Source organism: Mesorhizobium carmichaelinearum (genome assembly GCF_900199455.1).
Lineage (GTDB): Bacteria > Pseudomonadota > Alphaproteobacteria > Rhizobiales > Rhizobiaceae > Mesorhizobium > Mesorhizobium carmichaelinearum.
Genome location: NZ_FZQR01000066.1, coordinates 1 through 14,753, shown reverse-complemented (window position 1 = coordinate 14,753; position 14,753 = coordinate 1). Strand labels below are relative to the sequence as shown.

The following is a 14,753-nucleotide window of genomic DNA, read 5'->3' as shown; positions in this document are numbered from 1 at the left end:
ACGCAACAACACGCCGACGCAACTCAAGCGGTAGCGGCTTGCCCATCGCGGTCTCCTTTCAACCGCAATGAATCACGAACTCAAATCAAGGGGAATCCTGAATCCCTTAAATCGCGACACGCTTTAGGGTCGATGCTGGTAAGGGGATGTTGATGTGGCGCTGAGTCTCTTCGACAGTGCGCTTCTGGTAGGCGGATACCAAAGCCTGGCGCCACCAGCCTCGATCCTTTGCCTGTTGGCGACCGACTTATGACTTCCGAGATTGATCGGGTGAACGCCCCTTATGGCATCGAGGTGCCATAGTGGTGTTTGTTGATCATCACTTGAATGGAGACATTCTGTGATGGAAGCTAGCGTAATCTGGTTGGACTCTTGCGAAGAACCTGTTCCAGGAGCAAAGCTCGGATGCGTCAGGAGCCATCCCGTTTAGGAAAGAAGCTTCGCCGCGATCACGTTCTTGGGTTCCTCACTGCCGAGCCGGCCTGCACGGTGGCAGCCCAGAGGCCTACCACGCGGTTTGTAGCGGTGAAGAACGAGGAGCAGCAGACCGCGGCGATTGTGCTTCGTCTCCGCGATGTTGTGGTGCACCAGCGGACCCGACCCTAAATGCGGTACGGGACCATCTTGCCGATTTTGGGTTGGTGAATGCCCGGAGCCTTTTCCATGTGGCCAAGCCTCATCGCGGCAATTGAGGATAAGGGTTCCGCCATCCCCGAAGGCGCTCGCCCGCCTCTTCTCGTGGTGCGACTCCGCCCCTAGACGAGAGGATGGTATGCTCGACCATGAGATTCCTCTGCGCCCCAAGGGACGATGCAGAAGCCAGGCGACATATGACGATCCCCGGCATAGGAATACTACCGCGACGACTCTGGCAGCGTTTGGCTCCTTCAGCCAAGACATTCAAGAGAGGCGCGATTTCGCGGCTTGGCTGGGCCTCACACCGCTGCGGCGGTCCACGGGCGGAAAGCAGAAGCATGGCGAGACGGTAAGGCGGCTGAATGTTGCTAAAATATTTAACGACATTATGAAATATTCACAAATATTCACTTTCAATATTGCGATGATCATGCGATGTCGATATGGGTGGCAAGAATGTTGAGGGCAATTGCATGATCGACGTCGCGAATAGAACCGTTTCCTTATCGCAACTCCACGAATACTTCAATGAAGATTACTTTTACTTCGGAGACCAAGTAAATAATCCAGAAGTAAGCGATAGGCAATCGGCGGTAATCTGGAATCTTCTTTCTCTTAGGCAAGGGATCTCCGTTCTTGACCTTGGATGCGGGTATGGGAGGATTAGCAACCGGTTAGCTGAAAAAGGAGCGCAGGTAACCGGACTTGATATCTCGCCGATCTTGCTAAAAAAGGCCGAAGCGGATGCGGCTGAACGCGGAGTAAATGTAAAGTATGCTCTGGGCGACATGCGCTCACTTCCTTGGCGAGATGAATTTGAGGCGGCTTTTCTGTGGTACACGACGTTTGGCTACTTCGACGATGCGGACAATGAGAGAGTTCTTTGTGAAGCCGCCTCTTCACTTCGAAAGGGCGGGCGTCTTCTAATCGACTATGCCAATCGCTTCGATTTCCTGCGTCACAAGTCGCCTTTCTACGTTATCCAGCGTAACGACGATCTAAGGATCGATATAGTAAGCGACGATGTAATAAATGATCGTCGAAACATCGAGAGAATTTTCGTCCGCGATGGATGCGTTAGACGGACGCACCTGTCTTTTAGACAATATGGGTTTTCAGAATTTGTTCGCATGTTACTAAGCGCGGGGTTCAAGACTGTTGAGGCTTTTGGGCAGGAAGGTGGACCGTTTACATCCGATAGCTCAAGCCTGGTGGTTCTCGCTTGCAAATAATAATAGGGGCTCTGTTCTATAGGCCTTTCGACTCCGCGTAGCGCGTTTAGGCACCTATCTCAAAGGACTTCGCGAAGAGCCGCGGGCTTTTGAAATCTTTGACGATAGCACACTTATCGCCGGAACTATCGCGATCGGTTCGCCTGACGAAGGGATCAGCAAGAACCAGGGGCGCGTCAGGCTCTCGCTGAAATTCGTCTCGATACCCGTGAAGTATCGATAGTTGTCGTTCGAAGAAACGAACAGTCCATCGACATTCTCGCTCCTCATGAGTTCCTGAGCTTTTTGAATGCGGGTCTGGAACTCCGTGGCTTTGAAATCTCTGACCGTCGCATTCATCTTCAGAAACCTTTGTCCAATCGCCAGCGTAAAGCGGAGCCAGCGGTATCCGAGCTACATTTAGGCCACTTGTGCGGCCTTCGCGCTTAACGTCCTGCGGCCGCCCGCAATCTGCCGGTGCCTTCCAGGTCGATCGCCAGATCGTCCGCGATGGCGACGTGATAATCCTCCCGAGCAGACCTGATACTCACGATGCCGTCTTCAACGTCTCTCAAGACGCGTTCGGGGGTGCGGTTGCGCGCCTCTCCCCAGCCGCCACCGGCCGAAGAGGCCATCCTGATCCCTAGCGATGGCAGTCGCTTAACTCCATATCGCGGCGTTGCGATCGGCCTACCCGATCGGTCGAATGCTTCGAAGTCGGCTTTCGCACCTGTTACCCCGCCGACGATGCCGAAACCACTGGCAATCCCGCTGCCTTCGCCGCGGAAGGAATACTCAGCAGGCTCGAACACCGTCACCCTGTAGTCGATCCCCGTGCCGCCCCTGAACTCGCCGGGTCCGGCGGCGTCCAGCCTCATCTCCTGCTGGTCGATGCGCACGGGGTATTTACGCTCGAAGGCCTCGACGTTTGGAATCTGCATGCCACCCAGGGTGATCACCGTGCATAACGACGGGAAGCCATCCCTGCCTCTCACCGCACCTGTCCCGGGGTATCCGTGCATGTGATACATCACGTAGGTCTTGCCTCCGGCGTCTGTCCCGGACGAGATGCAGTGGGCAGCCTTGCCCCAGCCAGCGCAGGCCTCTTCCGGAAGCGCCGACGACAGGGCCTTCCAGACAGCATAGATGATTTCGGTCGCCGGGTAGATCGTGTTGGAGGTCATCGGCGCCGGATACCGGGCATTGACGACGGTTCCCTCGGGCGCGTGGATGCTGACAGCGCGGAAAGCGCCCGCATTTCGTGGAATGGATGGGTCCAAGTACGAGAACAACGCGACGTATACGGCGGAGAAAGTGTTGGCGATCGAGCTGTTCTTGAAGCCCTTGATCTGTTCGGCAGTGCCCGTGAAATCCACGGCTACCGTGTCGTCCTTAACTTTGACCCTGACGCGGACCGGAACATCCACCAACGAAAAACAGTCAGTATCAGAAGCATCCATGCCTTCGTAAATGCCGTCCGGTATGGCCAAGATCGCAGCCCGCATCCGACGATCGGCGTAGTCGAGGATGTCGCCGAAACCTTTGGAGACGGCTTTCGCCCCGAATTCTTCCACCAAGGCGTGGATGCGCTGCGCTCCGATCTTTGTCGAGCCGATCATCGCCCGGACGTCTCCGTCGATGAGGTGCGGACAGCGGGAGTTCAACTTGAGCAGGCGCCACAGGTCTTCCCGGGTGCGGCCCTGTTCCACCAGTTTCATGACCGGGAGACGGATGCCCTCATGGAATATTTCGGTCGCCGCCGAGTTATAGGTTCCCGCGGCACCACCACCGATGTCGGACTGGTGTGCCCTGTTGCACGTGAATGCGAAGAGCTTCCCGTCAACAAACAGGGGATGCACGATCGTCCAGTCCGGCAGATGATTTCCGCCGGCCTCGTAGGGATCACTCAGGATAAAAATATCCCCGGGCTCGATGTCATCCCGAGCACCGAAATCGCGGATTACGGCCTTCACGGCGAAGCCACCGCCACCTGTGTGGATCGGAATGCCGTCGGCGACTGAGATGAGCTGGCCCTGTGCATCCGTGATGAAGCACGAGAAGTCGTGTGATTCGCTGAATATCGGGCTGCGCGCCGTGCGCTCCATGACCCGGCCCATATGCTGGGAGATATGGTCGAGCTGATTCTGGAGGAGGGTGGTGAGGACCGCGTCAGCCATTTGCCGCTCCTGCGTTCGCAGATCCGATCAGGATCCGGTAGTTTCCGAATTCGTCGACTTCCACGCGGTCACCGTCGCCGACGAGGATTGTCGTGGTGACTTCCTCGATGACAGCCGGGCCGTTGAAGAAATGTCCTGCACACATCTGCGTGCCATCCAGGACGGCCATGTCGATCTGAAGTCCCGACCCATCACCCGCACTTACCTGGCGGCGTTCCTTGACCGGAGCCGGCGCAAGCTGGGTCAGACCGTCGCCTCCCTTCGGAAGCTGCGGAAGTTTGCCTACCGCTGCCAGCCTCAGGTTTACGACTTCCACGACCGCATCCGGCTGCGACGAGCCGTAGAGCCGCTCGTGCTCTTCATCGAAGGCCTTCCGGATCGACGCGACATTTAGATTTCCCGCAGGCACCGCGATCGGCCATTGCTGGCCTGCATACCGCAGATCGAGCTTCTTTTCGAAGCTGGAGGACACCGACGGGAAACCATCTGCTTCCAGCTTCGACAGGCCTTCGCGTTCCAGCCTTCCAAAGCCGTCCTCCAGGTCGGACAGCAATTCCGCACCGAGCGCGCGGCTCATCGACTGCAGGAGATCGTGCCGAACGTCGGAGTGGCACATGCCGAGAGCGCAGAATACCCCGGCAAGGCGTGGCACAAATGCGATTTTCATTCCCAAACGACGGGCGACTTCCGCAACGTGGAGCGCGCCCGCGCCACCTGCGCCCACCAGAATGAACTTGCCCGGGTCGAGACCGCGCTCGAGGGTGACCTTCTCGACCGCGTGCCGGATGTTCTGTTCTACGAGCCTGATGATCGCGTTCGCACCCTCAACGCTGCTGATGCCCAGCGGTGCCGCGACGTCGCGGTTCACTGCGTTGACTGCCAGGGAAGCGTCCAAGGTAAGAGTATTGTTAGCGTAGCTGCCTGCCCTGAGGCGACCAAGCACCATCTGTGCATCCGTGACCGTCGGTCGCTCACCACCTAGCCCGTAGCATGCCGGGCCGGGTTTCGCTCCCGCGCCTTCGGGGCCAGCGAAAAGCAGCCCGCCTTGGTCTATACCGCAGATCGTTCCGCCACCCGTGCCTATCGTATAGATTTCGACGCTGGGGAGAGCGATCAGGATGTCGCCGACCTTCACGGACTCGGTCTCGGCCACGGCACCGTTGCTGACCACCGTGACATCGCAGCTCGTGCCGCCGATCTCGATCGAGATCAGATGATCAGCCTCCAGCTGGCGACCGTAAAGCTGGAGAGAAGCCAAGCCTGCTGCTGGTCCCGAGAGGGCAAGCGCCGCCGGGCGCTCGCTGACATGATCGAGCGAGATGGCGCCACCATTGCTCTGGACGAGCAGCATGTCCTTGGACAGGCCGCGGCGCGTCAGTTCGGAACGAAGCTCGTTGAGGTAGGGCAGGACTTTTGGCGCGGCATACGCATTGGCAACGGTCGTGGAGGCCCGCTCGTATTCACCGATGATGGGGGCGAGTTCCGATGACGCGGTCACGTACACGCCGGGGAGCATTTCGCGGAGGATTTCGGCACAGCGCTGTTCATGGACGGGGTTCGCGTAAGAATGGAGAAGACAGATGGCGACAGCCTCGACGCCTTCGGTCCTGAACTTCTCAGCAGCTTCACGCACGGTTGCCTCGTCGAGCGGGGTCACGACCGATCCGTCCGCGGCCACACGTTCGACGACCGGCAGCCTCAGCTTCCTCCGGACGAGGACGTCTTCCCACGGGGTGCGGTGATCCCACATCAACTCGCGATAGCCGCGCCGGATTTCGATGGTGTCGCGGAAACCTTCCGTGGCGATCAAGCCAACCTTCGAGCCCTTTCTTTCAAGAAGGACATTCGTGACGACGGTGGTGCCGTGTATGAAATGCGAGCATCCTTCTAGCGCCGCGCGGGTAGAGAGGCCCAGCATGGCAGCAGCCCCGTCGATCGCGCGCAGGACGCCCACTGCCGGGTTCTTCGGCTCTGAAGGCGACTTGTATGGAACGATCGCGCCGTCGGAATCGATCAGGACGAAGTCTGTGAAGGTGCCGCCGACGTCGATGCCGATCCGCCAGGGGGATCGAAGGTTTCGGCCTATCGTGGTGTCAGTCATATCGCGAAACGATGCTCGTGCTTTTCGAAACTCGGTGCGGATGCGATCAGGAACTCGCGACGCTCTTAGTCCTTCCAAGCCCGGATCACCTGAAATCCGAGCCGCGCCCTCCGATGCTCCGGCGACGCGAAACCGTTAGCCCACATGGCTTTGAATGCTGCTGGGATAGTCAAGACGTCGCCATGACGCTACAATCCACATCGTTGTGATTTGGTGCAACAAAATTTTCACCGTGTCAATCTACGACGCTTAGAAAGTCGCAGTGCTGGAAAAACATGGAAAATTCGCCGTATAACCACGAAGCCGACAACTCTGAGGCCGAACTTATGCCTCTGCGGAAGCAAGGTCGCCTTGGCGACATGGCGTACGATGCCATGAAGGAACGTCTGGTCCGTGGGGCGTTCGAGCCGGGGCGGAAACTCACAGTCAGGGCGATCGCAGAGGCGCTTGGCGTGAGTTCAACGCCAGCGCGCGATGCCCTCAACCGGCTCTCGGCGGAGGGTGCCCTCGTGTACTCGGGACCCAAGACTGTGATCGTTCCATACCTGACGATGCCTGCACTTAAAGAAGTCGTCGCCATGCGGCTGGCGTTGGAGGGCGTAGCCTCCGAGAAGGGCGCGGCAGCAGCCCCATCGAACCTCCCCGACGAACTTGAGAGGACTCAACAAAAGATCAACAAGGCTATGGAAGCGCAGAACTTTTCCGATGTTCTGTGGCACAACAAGGAATTCCATTTCACCGTGTATCGACACGCGGAGATGCCTTACCTGCTGTCCACGATCGAATCGCTCTGGCTAAGAACGGGACCCTCGTTCCATGATCTCTATCCGGAGTTCGCCATCAGGAAATATGGCGTGCACAACCACGAAGTCGTCATTGAAAGTCTGCGCGATAGGGACCCGGAGGGAGTACGGCGTGCCTTCGAAAACGACATCCGCGACGGCTACCGAGGCCTTAAGCACGCGATCGCTTCCCGCTCCAAAACCGCGACGGCCGCCTGACGCGCCAAGAGATTTTTTGTTGCAACATATTATCCGTGAGAGTAGACGGGATTTCACCTATCTCTCACGGAGACGATTATGTTGCAGGATTTGCGGTCGGATCACCACCTGCCTGGCGACCGTTCGACGGAGCTCTTCGCAAGGGGCAGGCAGGTCTTTCCCGATGGTACCACCAGGGCGACGATCGAGCGTGACCCAGTCCCCCGCTACGTCGTCCGCGGCGAGGGAGCGTACGTCACCGATGTTGACGGTCAGCGTTTTCTCGACCTGAACAACAATTTCACGACGCTCATTCATGGACATGGTTACGAGCCGGCACTCGAAGCTGTTGCAAAGCTCCTGAAGGACGGGACCTGTTTCTCCAATCCGACAGCTTACGAGATCGAACTAGCAGAGCTGTTGGTTGATCGCATTCCGGCCATGGAGCAAGTTCGTTTCGTCAACACCGGAACTGAAGCGGTCATGTTTGCCATCAAGGCGGCCCGGGCATTTACCGGAAAGCCTGCGATCGCCAAGATCGAAGGCGCCTATCACGGAGCCTATGACTGGGCCGAAGCCGGGCAGGGTGGCATTCCGGCGAACTGGGGAGAGGCGGATAACCCGAACGCGGTGCCCGTTTACGTTGGGACGCCGAAGTCCGTAGCCGATGATGTCGTGATTATCCGGTTCAACGACGCCGAGGGCGCGCGGAAACGGATCGCCGCCGAAGCTGGCCGTCTGGCCTGTGTCCTGATCGATCCGATGCCTAGCCGTGGAGGCTTCGTGGTCCCGGACAAGGAATTCATCTCCGCGGTCGTGGAGACGGCACGCGAGCATGGGGTGCTGGTTCTCAGCGACGAGGTTCTGAACCTTCCCAGGGATATCGGGGAGCGTCCGCACGACACGGTATCGAACCCGACCTGATCACTGCCGGAAAGATCATCGGTGGCGGCTTCCCTATCGGGGCGATCGGCGGCTCCAAGGGCGTCATGAGCGTCTTCGACGGATCTTCAGGCTCGGCACGGGTTCCGCAGGGCGGCACCTTCACGGCCAATCCTGTCTCCATGGTGGCCGGCAGGGTCGCCATGGAGGCATTGACGCCTGCGGCGTTCGATCGGCTTGAAGCGCTGGGTGACCGGCTACGCTCGGGCATCGCTTCCGTTGCCGAAAAGCACGGCTCCGCATTCTCCGTATCGGGTGCTGCTTCCCTTTTCCGCATACACGCTCGCCGGAACTTGCCTCGCGACTACCGTGAAGCGTTCGCCAGCCCGGCAGAAGTTGGCTCCATGAAATCGCTGTCGCGCTTCTTCTGGTCGGAAGGAATCATACTCCCCGTCGGCGGAGCGGCCTGTCTTTCCACCGCGATGACCCAAGCCGACATCGACAAGATCATCACCGCATTCGAACGGTTCGCCGTTCGGCAGCCAACCGCCGGACAGGAGGTCCGCCCATGAGCAAAACTCCAGCCAACCAGAAATCCAGAACCACGGTCGCTGAACGCGTGGCGCGTTCCCTGCAGCGGCACGACGTCGACACGATATTTGCGCAGAGCCTCCCGTCAGCGGTTATCCTGGCGGCGGAGAAGATCGGCATCCGCCAAGTCGCCTACCGTCAGGAGAACATGGGCGGAGCCATGGCCGACGGATACGCCAGGATATCCGGCAAGGTCGCCGTCATAGCAGCGCAGAATGGCCCGGCAGCGACACTTCTCGTCCCACCACTCGCCGAAGCAATCAAGGCAAGCGTACCCATCGTGGCACTGGTACAGGAGGTCGAACGCGATCAGGCGGACCGTAACGCTTTCCAGGAACTCGATCATATCGCGCTGTTCCAGGCGTGCTCGAAATGGATCAAGCGGGTGGTCGTTGCCGACCGCATCGACGACTACATCGACGCCGCGTTCACCGCCGCCGCATCGGGTCGTCCTGGACCGGCCGTCGTCCTGCTGCCAGCCGACCTGCTCCGCGAGGAAACCGGGGAGCCAGCCTTGACGCGCTCCTCGAACCTTGGGCATTGGCCGCTCGACAGGTTCCAGCCCAACGACTCGAAGATCAAGAAAGCCGCCAGGCTGATCGCGGAGGCCCGCGCTCCTGTCGTACTCGCGGGCGGCGGCGTTCATGCGGGGGGGGCGTTCGAACTTGCGACGCTTCAGGAAGCGGCTCATCTCCCGGTCTTTACCACGAACATGGGCAAGGGCTCCGTCGACGAGAACCATCCGTTGTCGCTTGGCGTGCTGGGCTCGCTGGTCGGCCCGCGCTCGCTTGGGGCGCATTCGCGGGCGTTGCTCGACGAAGCCGACCTCGTCCTGCTTGTCGGCACACGAACGAACCAGAACGGAACCGACAGCTGGAAACTCATTCCGCCTAAAGCGAAAATCATTCACATCGACATCGACCCGCAGGAAATCGGCCGCAGCTACGAGGCCCTCCGTCTTGTGGGAACTTCCGCGGAAACACTGAAGGCCCTGCGCGTTGCCTTGGAAGCCGGAAACCTCGGCAGGCGGGCGAAGGCGCGCAAGGAGCTGGAAGGCAAGATCGCATCCGTATGGCAGTCCTATGACGCGGACCGGGCCGAGGTCGCAGGTCGATCGGAGGGCGCGCTGCGTCCGGAACGCTTTATGCGGGAGCTGCAGACCCGTCTTACTCCTGAAACCACGGTGGTTACCGATGCCAGCTATTCCTCCTTCTGGGTCACCGGGCAGCTTCGCGGTTCACGGTCCGGCATGCGCTTCATCACGCCGCGCGGCCTCGCGGGTCTCGGCTGGGGACTACCCATGGCCATCGGAGCGAAGCTTGCCCGGCCGCAGCATCCGGTCGTCGCTGTCGTGGGAGACGGCGGTTTCGCCCACAGTTGGGCAGAACTGGAGACACTCGTGCGTTCGCGGATCGCGCTGACCGTCATCGTACTCAACAACGGCATCCTTGGCTTCCAGAAGCATGCCGAGACGGTGAAGTTCGACAGTTTCACGACCGCGTGCCACTTCGCGTCCGTCAATCACGCGAAGATTGCGGAGGCCTGTGGCTGCGAATCGGCCCAAGTGTCTACCGTAGCCGAGCTGACCGCCGCGCTCGATCGCTCGATCGGCAGTGACAGACCGTTTCTCATCGACATGCTCACTGACCCGAACGCCTTCCCGCCGATTTCGATCTTCGCGAAACTGGGAGAGGAGGCGTGAGCCTAGTTGTCAGGACGCTTGATGCGCGTCTCAAGGATAAATCCCTGCTATCCAGGCTCGCGCCGGTGGCGGGCGAATGGGTGACTGCCGTCGAAGGGTTCGAAGTCACGAACCCTTCGACGGCAGAGGTCCTTGCGACCGTCCCGGATCTCGGACGGGACGCCGTGGCGAGAGCAATCGACGCCGCCCACGTAGCGCAGAAGGACTGGTCCAAATGGACGGGCAAGGAACGGGCAGGAGTCCTGCGTAGGCTCCGTGACCTAATGGTCGCCAACGCCGATGATTTCGCCGCTATCCTCACCGCTGAAATGGGCAAGCCCCTGGCCGAAGCACGGGTCGAAATCCTCTATGGTGCTGCCTACGTCGAATGGTTCGCGGAGGAAGCGAAGAGGGCGTACGGAGACGTTATCCCCGGCCACCAGCGCGATAAGCGAATCCTCGTCTCGCGGCAGCCCGTAGGTGTGGTCGGCGCCATTACGCCATGGAATTTCCCGAACGCGATGCTGGCCCGCAAGATCGCACCGGCGCTGGCGGCTGGGTGCGTCATCGTCGCGAAGCCCGCGGCCCAGACGCCACTCTCGGCGCTTGCGATCGCCGTTCTCGCAGAACGCGCTGGCCTTCCGGCGGGCCTGCTATCCGTGATCACGGCGACGGATGCAGTCGCCGTGGGCGCCGAATTCAGCGAGAACGAGAAGGTGCGCAAGATCACCTTTACCGGATCGACCCAAGTAGGTCGCACCTTGATGCGCCAGGCAGCGGATCAGATCAAGAAGCTCAGCCTCGAACTTGGCGGCAATGCACCTTTCATCGTGTTCGACGACGCAGACCTCGATGCCGCCGTAGAAGGAGCGATCATTTCGAAGTTCCGCAATGCGGGACAGACATGCGTGTGCGCGAACCGCCTATATATCCAATCCGGCATCTATGACGCGTTCGCGCAAGCCTTGGCCAAGCGCGTCGGAGAACTCCGTGTGGGCGACGGTTTCGAAGAAGGAACGACGATCGGTCCGCTGATCGAGGAGAAAGCGGTCGAGAAGGTGAGGGAGCACATCGCCGATGCACAGGCCCTTGGTGCGCACGTGGCGAGCGGCGGCGAGCCCAGCGGCAGGGGTGGCCTGTTCTTCACGCCGACCATTTTAACCGGCGTGACCCAGTCGATGAGGGTAGCCCGCGAGGAAACCTTCGGACCCGTTGCGCCGCTCTTCCGTTTCGAGACTGAGGAGGAGGTCGTCGGCCACGCGAACGACACCGAGTTTGGCTTGGCGTCCTATCTATACACTCGGGATGCTGCGCGGATATTCCGCGTTGGTGAGGCTCTTGAATATGGCATGGTCGGTATCAACACGGGACTGATCTCGACGGAAGTCGCACCGTTCGGCGGCATTAAGCAATCGGGGATTGGCCGCGAAGGATCTAAGCACGGCTTGGAGGACTACACCGAGCTGAAATATTTCTGCCTATTAGTCTAACGGCGACTTTGCTGGCAGGGCAGGTTTATGCGTACCTGCGTCAATGCAGACCACTATCGATTTTAAAAACATCGATGCGAATGCATGCCTGATTTGGCATCTGGTGATACGTTTTTTAGCACTTCCTAGGTATACACTTGTTGCACGCAACGAATTGACCACGTCACTGCTTCCAGTCTATTCTAATCTACTCAGCTAAACGGGCACGACTGTCCGCTCGCGGCCGCGTTGGCCAAAGCCGACGACCGGGCGTATCTCCAGTTCCGCGACTGTTAATGTATTGGTGCTGACAAATTCATAACTTCGGTGGGGTCATTGCCGGCGGCGACTTTCGCCCAATGCAGAGAACTCGGGATGATCGCGTCTTGCTCGCGCACGCGCGATACGTCCTTGCGCCCACGCGACGCATTCGCCGCCGCGACTGTCCTCGAAGCGGTAGGCGACCATCGGGACGAGATGTTTCAAACCAGGCCGCGTTGTTGGACGACTATTTTCAGCGGTCGACGTTTATTGGCGCAAACTGTACCCGAATCGGCTCTAGTCTTTCGATTGCCGCCATCCAAAAACAAAATTATCGCTAGTCTAGTGGCATGAAAAGGCGCAACTACCAGCGCCGTGAACATAAAGGGGAAATACAAGATGAGACTCTCACGTCGCAACCTTTTTAAGCTGAGCATGGCCGCTGGTACCGCTTTGTCGATCCCATCTTTCCTGCGGGCTCAGGCAGCAATGATGCCCGAACGGACTGCTCGTATGGCGCTGGGTGACCTCCAAGTCTTCGATCCAATTGTTACGACCACTACGGGCACGCAAATTCATGGCCTGGCAGTTTACGACACACTGTTTTCGCTGGATTCCAAGCTTATGCCTCAGCCGCAGATGGTGGAAAAGTGGGGTGTTTCCGATGACAAGAAGACTTATACATTCAAGCTCCGGGATGGTCTCTGGTGGCACGATGGCACTGCCGTCACCGCGGCCGACTGTGTGGCGTCGATTCGCAGATGGAGCCAAGTGACTCCGGCGGACAACTGATCATGGAGCGAGCCAGCGATATATCAAAGAAGGACGACAAGACCTTTACGATTACGCTCAAGGAACCGTTAGGGCTGTTGATCGATATATTGGCGACGATATCTGGGGGCCTACTGTACGTAATGCCCGAGAAGGATGCCGGCCGGCCCGCAACCGAACAGATTACGACGAATATCGGATCTGGGCCGTTCAAGTTTAACCATGCTCTTGCCAGACCGGGTGCAAGCTTCACATACGATCGCAACGAAAAATACGTGCCGCGCAAGGAAGCTCCCGACGGATTTGGCGGAGGGAAGATCGCCAAGGTCGATCGCGTTATCTGGGACATTGTTGCCGATGAGCAAACGGCTTTGGCAGCCTTGCAAGCGGACGAGCTCGATTTCGTTCGGTTGCCACCTGCCGACCTTTATCCCACTATCGAAAAAGACGCCAGTCTTGCGCTGCAGGTTCTGACCAAGGCGGGCACCGACATGTGCCTGCGGATGAACCACCTGCAGAAGCCGTTTGATAACGTGAAAGCGCGTCAAGCGATGCTTCACCTAATTGACCAAGAGGCGTTTTTGCGCGTCATGGCCCCTGACCCCAGACATTGCCACACCGTTACTTCGATATTTGGCAACACTACGCCTTATTCAAATGACGAAAATACCGGTTGGTACAAGAAGGGTGGCGACCCGGAAAAGGCTAGGCAACTCTTCAAAGAGGCTGGATATTCCGGCGAGAAGGTCGTCATTCTTCAGCCTACGAATTGGGCGCCCGTCAATAGCGCCTCGCAGCTCTTGGCGGAGAGCTTGCGCAAGATCGGCGTCAATGCCGAGCTTGCGCCGAGCGACTGGGGCGGCGTTGCTGCCCGGCGGGTAAACAAAGGCCCCGTTGAGAGCGGCGGCTGGAACATCCACATTACGGACGATCCCGATTTTGTGCAAGGCGATCCGATCTCCGCAGTTTTCCTAAACGCAAGCGGTGACAAGGCCTGGTGCGGGTGGCCGAAGAACGACGAATACGAGGCGCTTCGGGCTAAATGGCCTAATACCGAAACGCTCGAAGAGCGCAAGGCGCTGGCTCGCAAAATGCAGCACATTTGGTGGGATTTCGTGGGAGACGTGCGGTTGGGTCAAATCATTACACCAAGTGCGCGCCGTCAGACGCTCACCGGTTTGATTGAGTTGTCGTCAGATATCATCCCCTTGTGGAATATGCAGAAGGCCCAAGCGTAATGATCGCCTATATCTTCCGCAGATTAGCTTCGACCATCGTCGTAATGACGATGGTCGGGATGTTCGTCTTTCTGCTTCTCCGGCTGGCCCCTGGCGATCCGGCGGCGATCATCGCGGGCAAGTCAGCCACGGTGGAGATGATAGCTGGCATCCGCGAGCAACTCGGACTCAACGAGCCAATGCCCGTGTAGTTCATGCATTGGGTGCGGGCGATGCTTGGCGGCGATTTCGGCACCTCGATCTTTGCCGAACGACCGGTTTTGAATCTCATTTCGCAGCGGCTTGAGCCGACGCTTTCCATATCGATCCTGACAATGATCCTGTCGGCAACGGTCGGAGTCTCTTTCGGCGTGCTTGCAGCCTGGAGCACTGGTGGTTTCGTCGACCGCGTCCTCACCGCCTTCTCGGCAGTTGGTTATTCAGTTCCGATTTTTGTCATCGGATATTTTCTTGTTTATTTCTTTGCTATAATGACCCGCTGGCTTCCGGTCCAAGGCTATATGCCGATAGACAACGGTATCCGGCCCTGGTTCGTACACCTGATCCTCCCCACAATAGCGTTAAGTCTTGGTTATATCGCTTACATCGCCCGGATCGCGCGAGCTAGCCCGCTTGATGCACGGCGATGGGCTTTCGGCGGCCTGCATCGGCGATCTGGCCGCCCTCGGAGTGCATTTTGACAAGCCTCGTCGGGCGCCGGCGATGATCCGTCGTGATGGAAGGCGGGGGTTTGCGGGTTGAGGTCGGCGGGTTTG

The 14,753-nt window shown here is 58.8% G+C and carries 8 protein-coding genes and 3 pseudogenes; 8 read left to right on the top strand and 3 right to left on the bottom strand.

Annotated features, from left to right (window positions below):
* Positions 1–574 precede the first annotated feature (574 nt).
* Both CKW40_RS45875 and CKW40_RS40960 read left to right on the top strand, forming a co-directional pair.
* On the top strand, positions 575–1,099 hold the full coding sequence (locus CKW40_RS45875; RefSeq protein ID WP_095205238.1) for a transposase: 525 nt from the start codon (positions 575–577) through the stop codon (positions 1,097–1,099).
* Positions 1,100–1,109: 10 nt separating this feature from the next.
* Positions 1,110–1,868 carry a class I SAM-dependent methyltransferase gene (locus CKW40_RS40960; RefSeq protein ID WP_179298305.1) on the top strand — a complete coding sequence of 253 codons (759 nt, stop codon included), beginning with the start codon at positions 1,110–1,112 and terminating at the stop codon, positions 1,866–1,868.
* A 54-nt stretch (positions 1,869–1,922) separates the two neighbouring features.
* On the opposite strand, the gene CKW40_RS45870 is transcribed toward CKW40_RS40960, so the two are convergent.
* From CKW40_RS45870 to CKW40_RS40945, 3 genes are all read right to left on the bottom strand, one after another.
* Positions 1,923–2,207 (bottom strand): aminopeptidase P family N-terminal domain-containing protein, encoded by a 285-nt coding sequence (locus tag CKW40_RS45870; protein WP_095205236.1) that lies wholly within the window; start codon positions 2,205–2,207, stop codon positions 1,923–1,925.
* Positions 2,208–2,293: 86 nt separating this feature from the next.
* Entirely contained in the window at positions 2,294–4,024 is a 1,731-nt protein-coding gene (locus CKW40_RS40950) for a hydantoinase B/oxoprolinase family protein (protein WP_095205235.1), read from the bottom strand.
* Positions 4,017–6,125 (bottom strand): hydantoinase/oxoprolinase family protein, encoded by a 2,109-nt coding sequence (locus tag CKW40_RS40945; protein WP_095205234.1) that lies wholly within the window; start codon positions 6,123–6,125, stop codon positions 4,017–4,019. The genes CKW40_RS40950 and CKW40_RS40945 overlap by 8 nt, the downstream gene beginning before the upstream one ends.
* 275 nt (positions 6,126–6,400) lie before the next feature.
* Between CKW40_RS40945 and CKW40_RS40940 the strand changes: the two genes are divergently transcribed.
* From CKW40_RS40940 to CKW40_RS40915, 6 genes and pseudogenes are all read left to right on the top strand, one after another.
* Positions 6,401–7,126 (top strand): GntR family transcriptional regulator, encoded by a 726-nt coding sequence (locus CKW40_RS40940; protein WP_439331037.1) that lies wholly within the window; start codon positions 6,401–6,403, stop codon positions 7,124–7,126.
* A gap of 78 nt (positions 7,127–7,204) precedes the next feature.
* Positions 7,205–8,559: pseudogene (locus CKW40_RS40935) on the top strand (aspartate aminotransferase family protein).
* Positions 8,556–10,280, top strand: coding sequence for an acetolactate synthase catalytic subunit (locus CKW40_RS40930; RefSeq protein WP_095205233.1), 1,725 nt, complete (start codon positions 8,556–8,558; stop codon positions 10,278–10,280). The pseudogene CKW40_RS40935 and the gene CKW40_RS40930 overlap by 4 nt, the downstream one beginning before the upstream one ends.
* On the top strand, positions 10,277–11,749 hold the full coding sequence (locus tag CKW40_RS40925; protein ID WP_095205232.1) for an NAD-dependent succinate-semialdehyde dehydrogenase: 1,473 nt from the start codon (positions 10,277–10,279) through the stop codon (positions 11,747–11,749). The genes CKW40_RS40930 and CKW40_RS40925 overlap by 4 nt, the downstream gene beginning before the upstream one ends.
* Before the next feature lie 639 nt (positions 11,750–12,388).
* Positions 12,389–13,998, top strand: a pseudogene (locus CKW40_RS40920) (ABC transporter substrate-binding protein).
* Positions 13,998–14,615: pseudogene (locus tag CKW40_RS40915) on the top strand (ABC transporter permease); the annotation flags it as partial. The pseudogenes CKW40_RS40920 and CKW40_RS40915, both read left to right, overlap by 1 nt.
* Positions 14,616–14,753 lie beyond the last annotated feature (138 nt).

What these genes read in the sequence shown, in the direction of transcription:
- CKW40_RS40930 (WP_095205233.1), top strand. Translation starts at nt 8,556, where the DNA reads ATGAGCAAAACTCCAGCCAACCAGAAATCCAGAACCACGGTCGCTGAA.
- CKW40_RS45870 (WP_095205236.1), bottom strand. Translation starts at nt 2,207, where the DNA reads ATGAATGCGACGGTCAGAGATTTCAAAGCCACGGAGTTCCAGACCCGC.
- CKW40_RS40960 (WP_179298305.1), top strand. Translation starts at nt 1,110, where the DNA reads ATGATCGACGTCGCGAATAGAACCGTTTCCTTATCGCAACTCCACGAA.
- CKW40_RS40950 (WP_095205235.1), bottom strand. Translation starts at nt 4,024, where the DNA reads ATGGCTGACGCGGTCCTCACCACCCTCCTCCAGAATCAGCTCGACCAT.
- CKW40_RS40945 (WP_095205234.1), bottom strand. Translation starts at nt 6,125, where the DNA reads ATGACTGACACCACGATAGGCCGAAACCTTCGATCCCCCTGGCGGATC.
- CKW40_RS40940 (WP_439331037.1), top strand. Translation starts at nt 6,401, where the DNA reads ATGGAAAATTCGCCGTATAACCACGAAGCCGACAACTCTGAGGCCGAA.
- CKW40_RS45875 (WP_095205238.1), top strand. Translation starts at nt 575, where the DNA reads ATGTTGTGGTGCACCAGCGGACCCGACCCTAAATGCGGTACGGGACCA.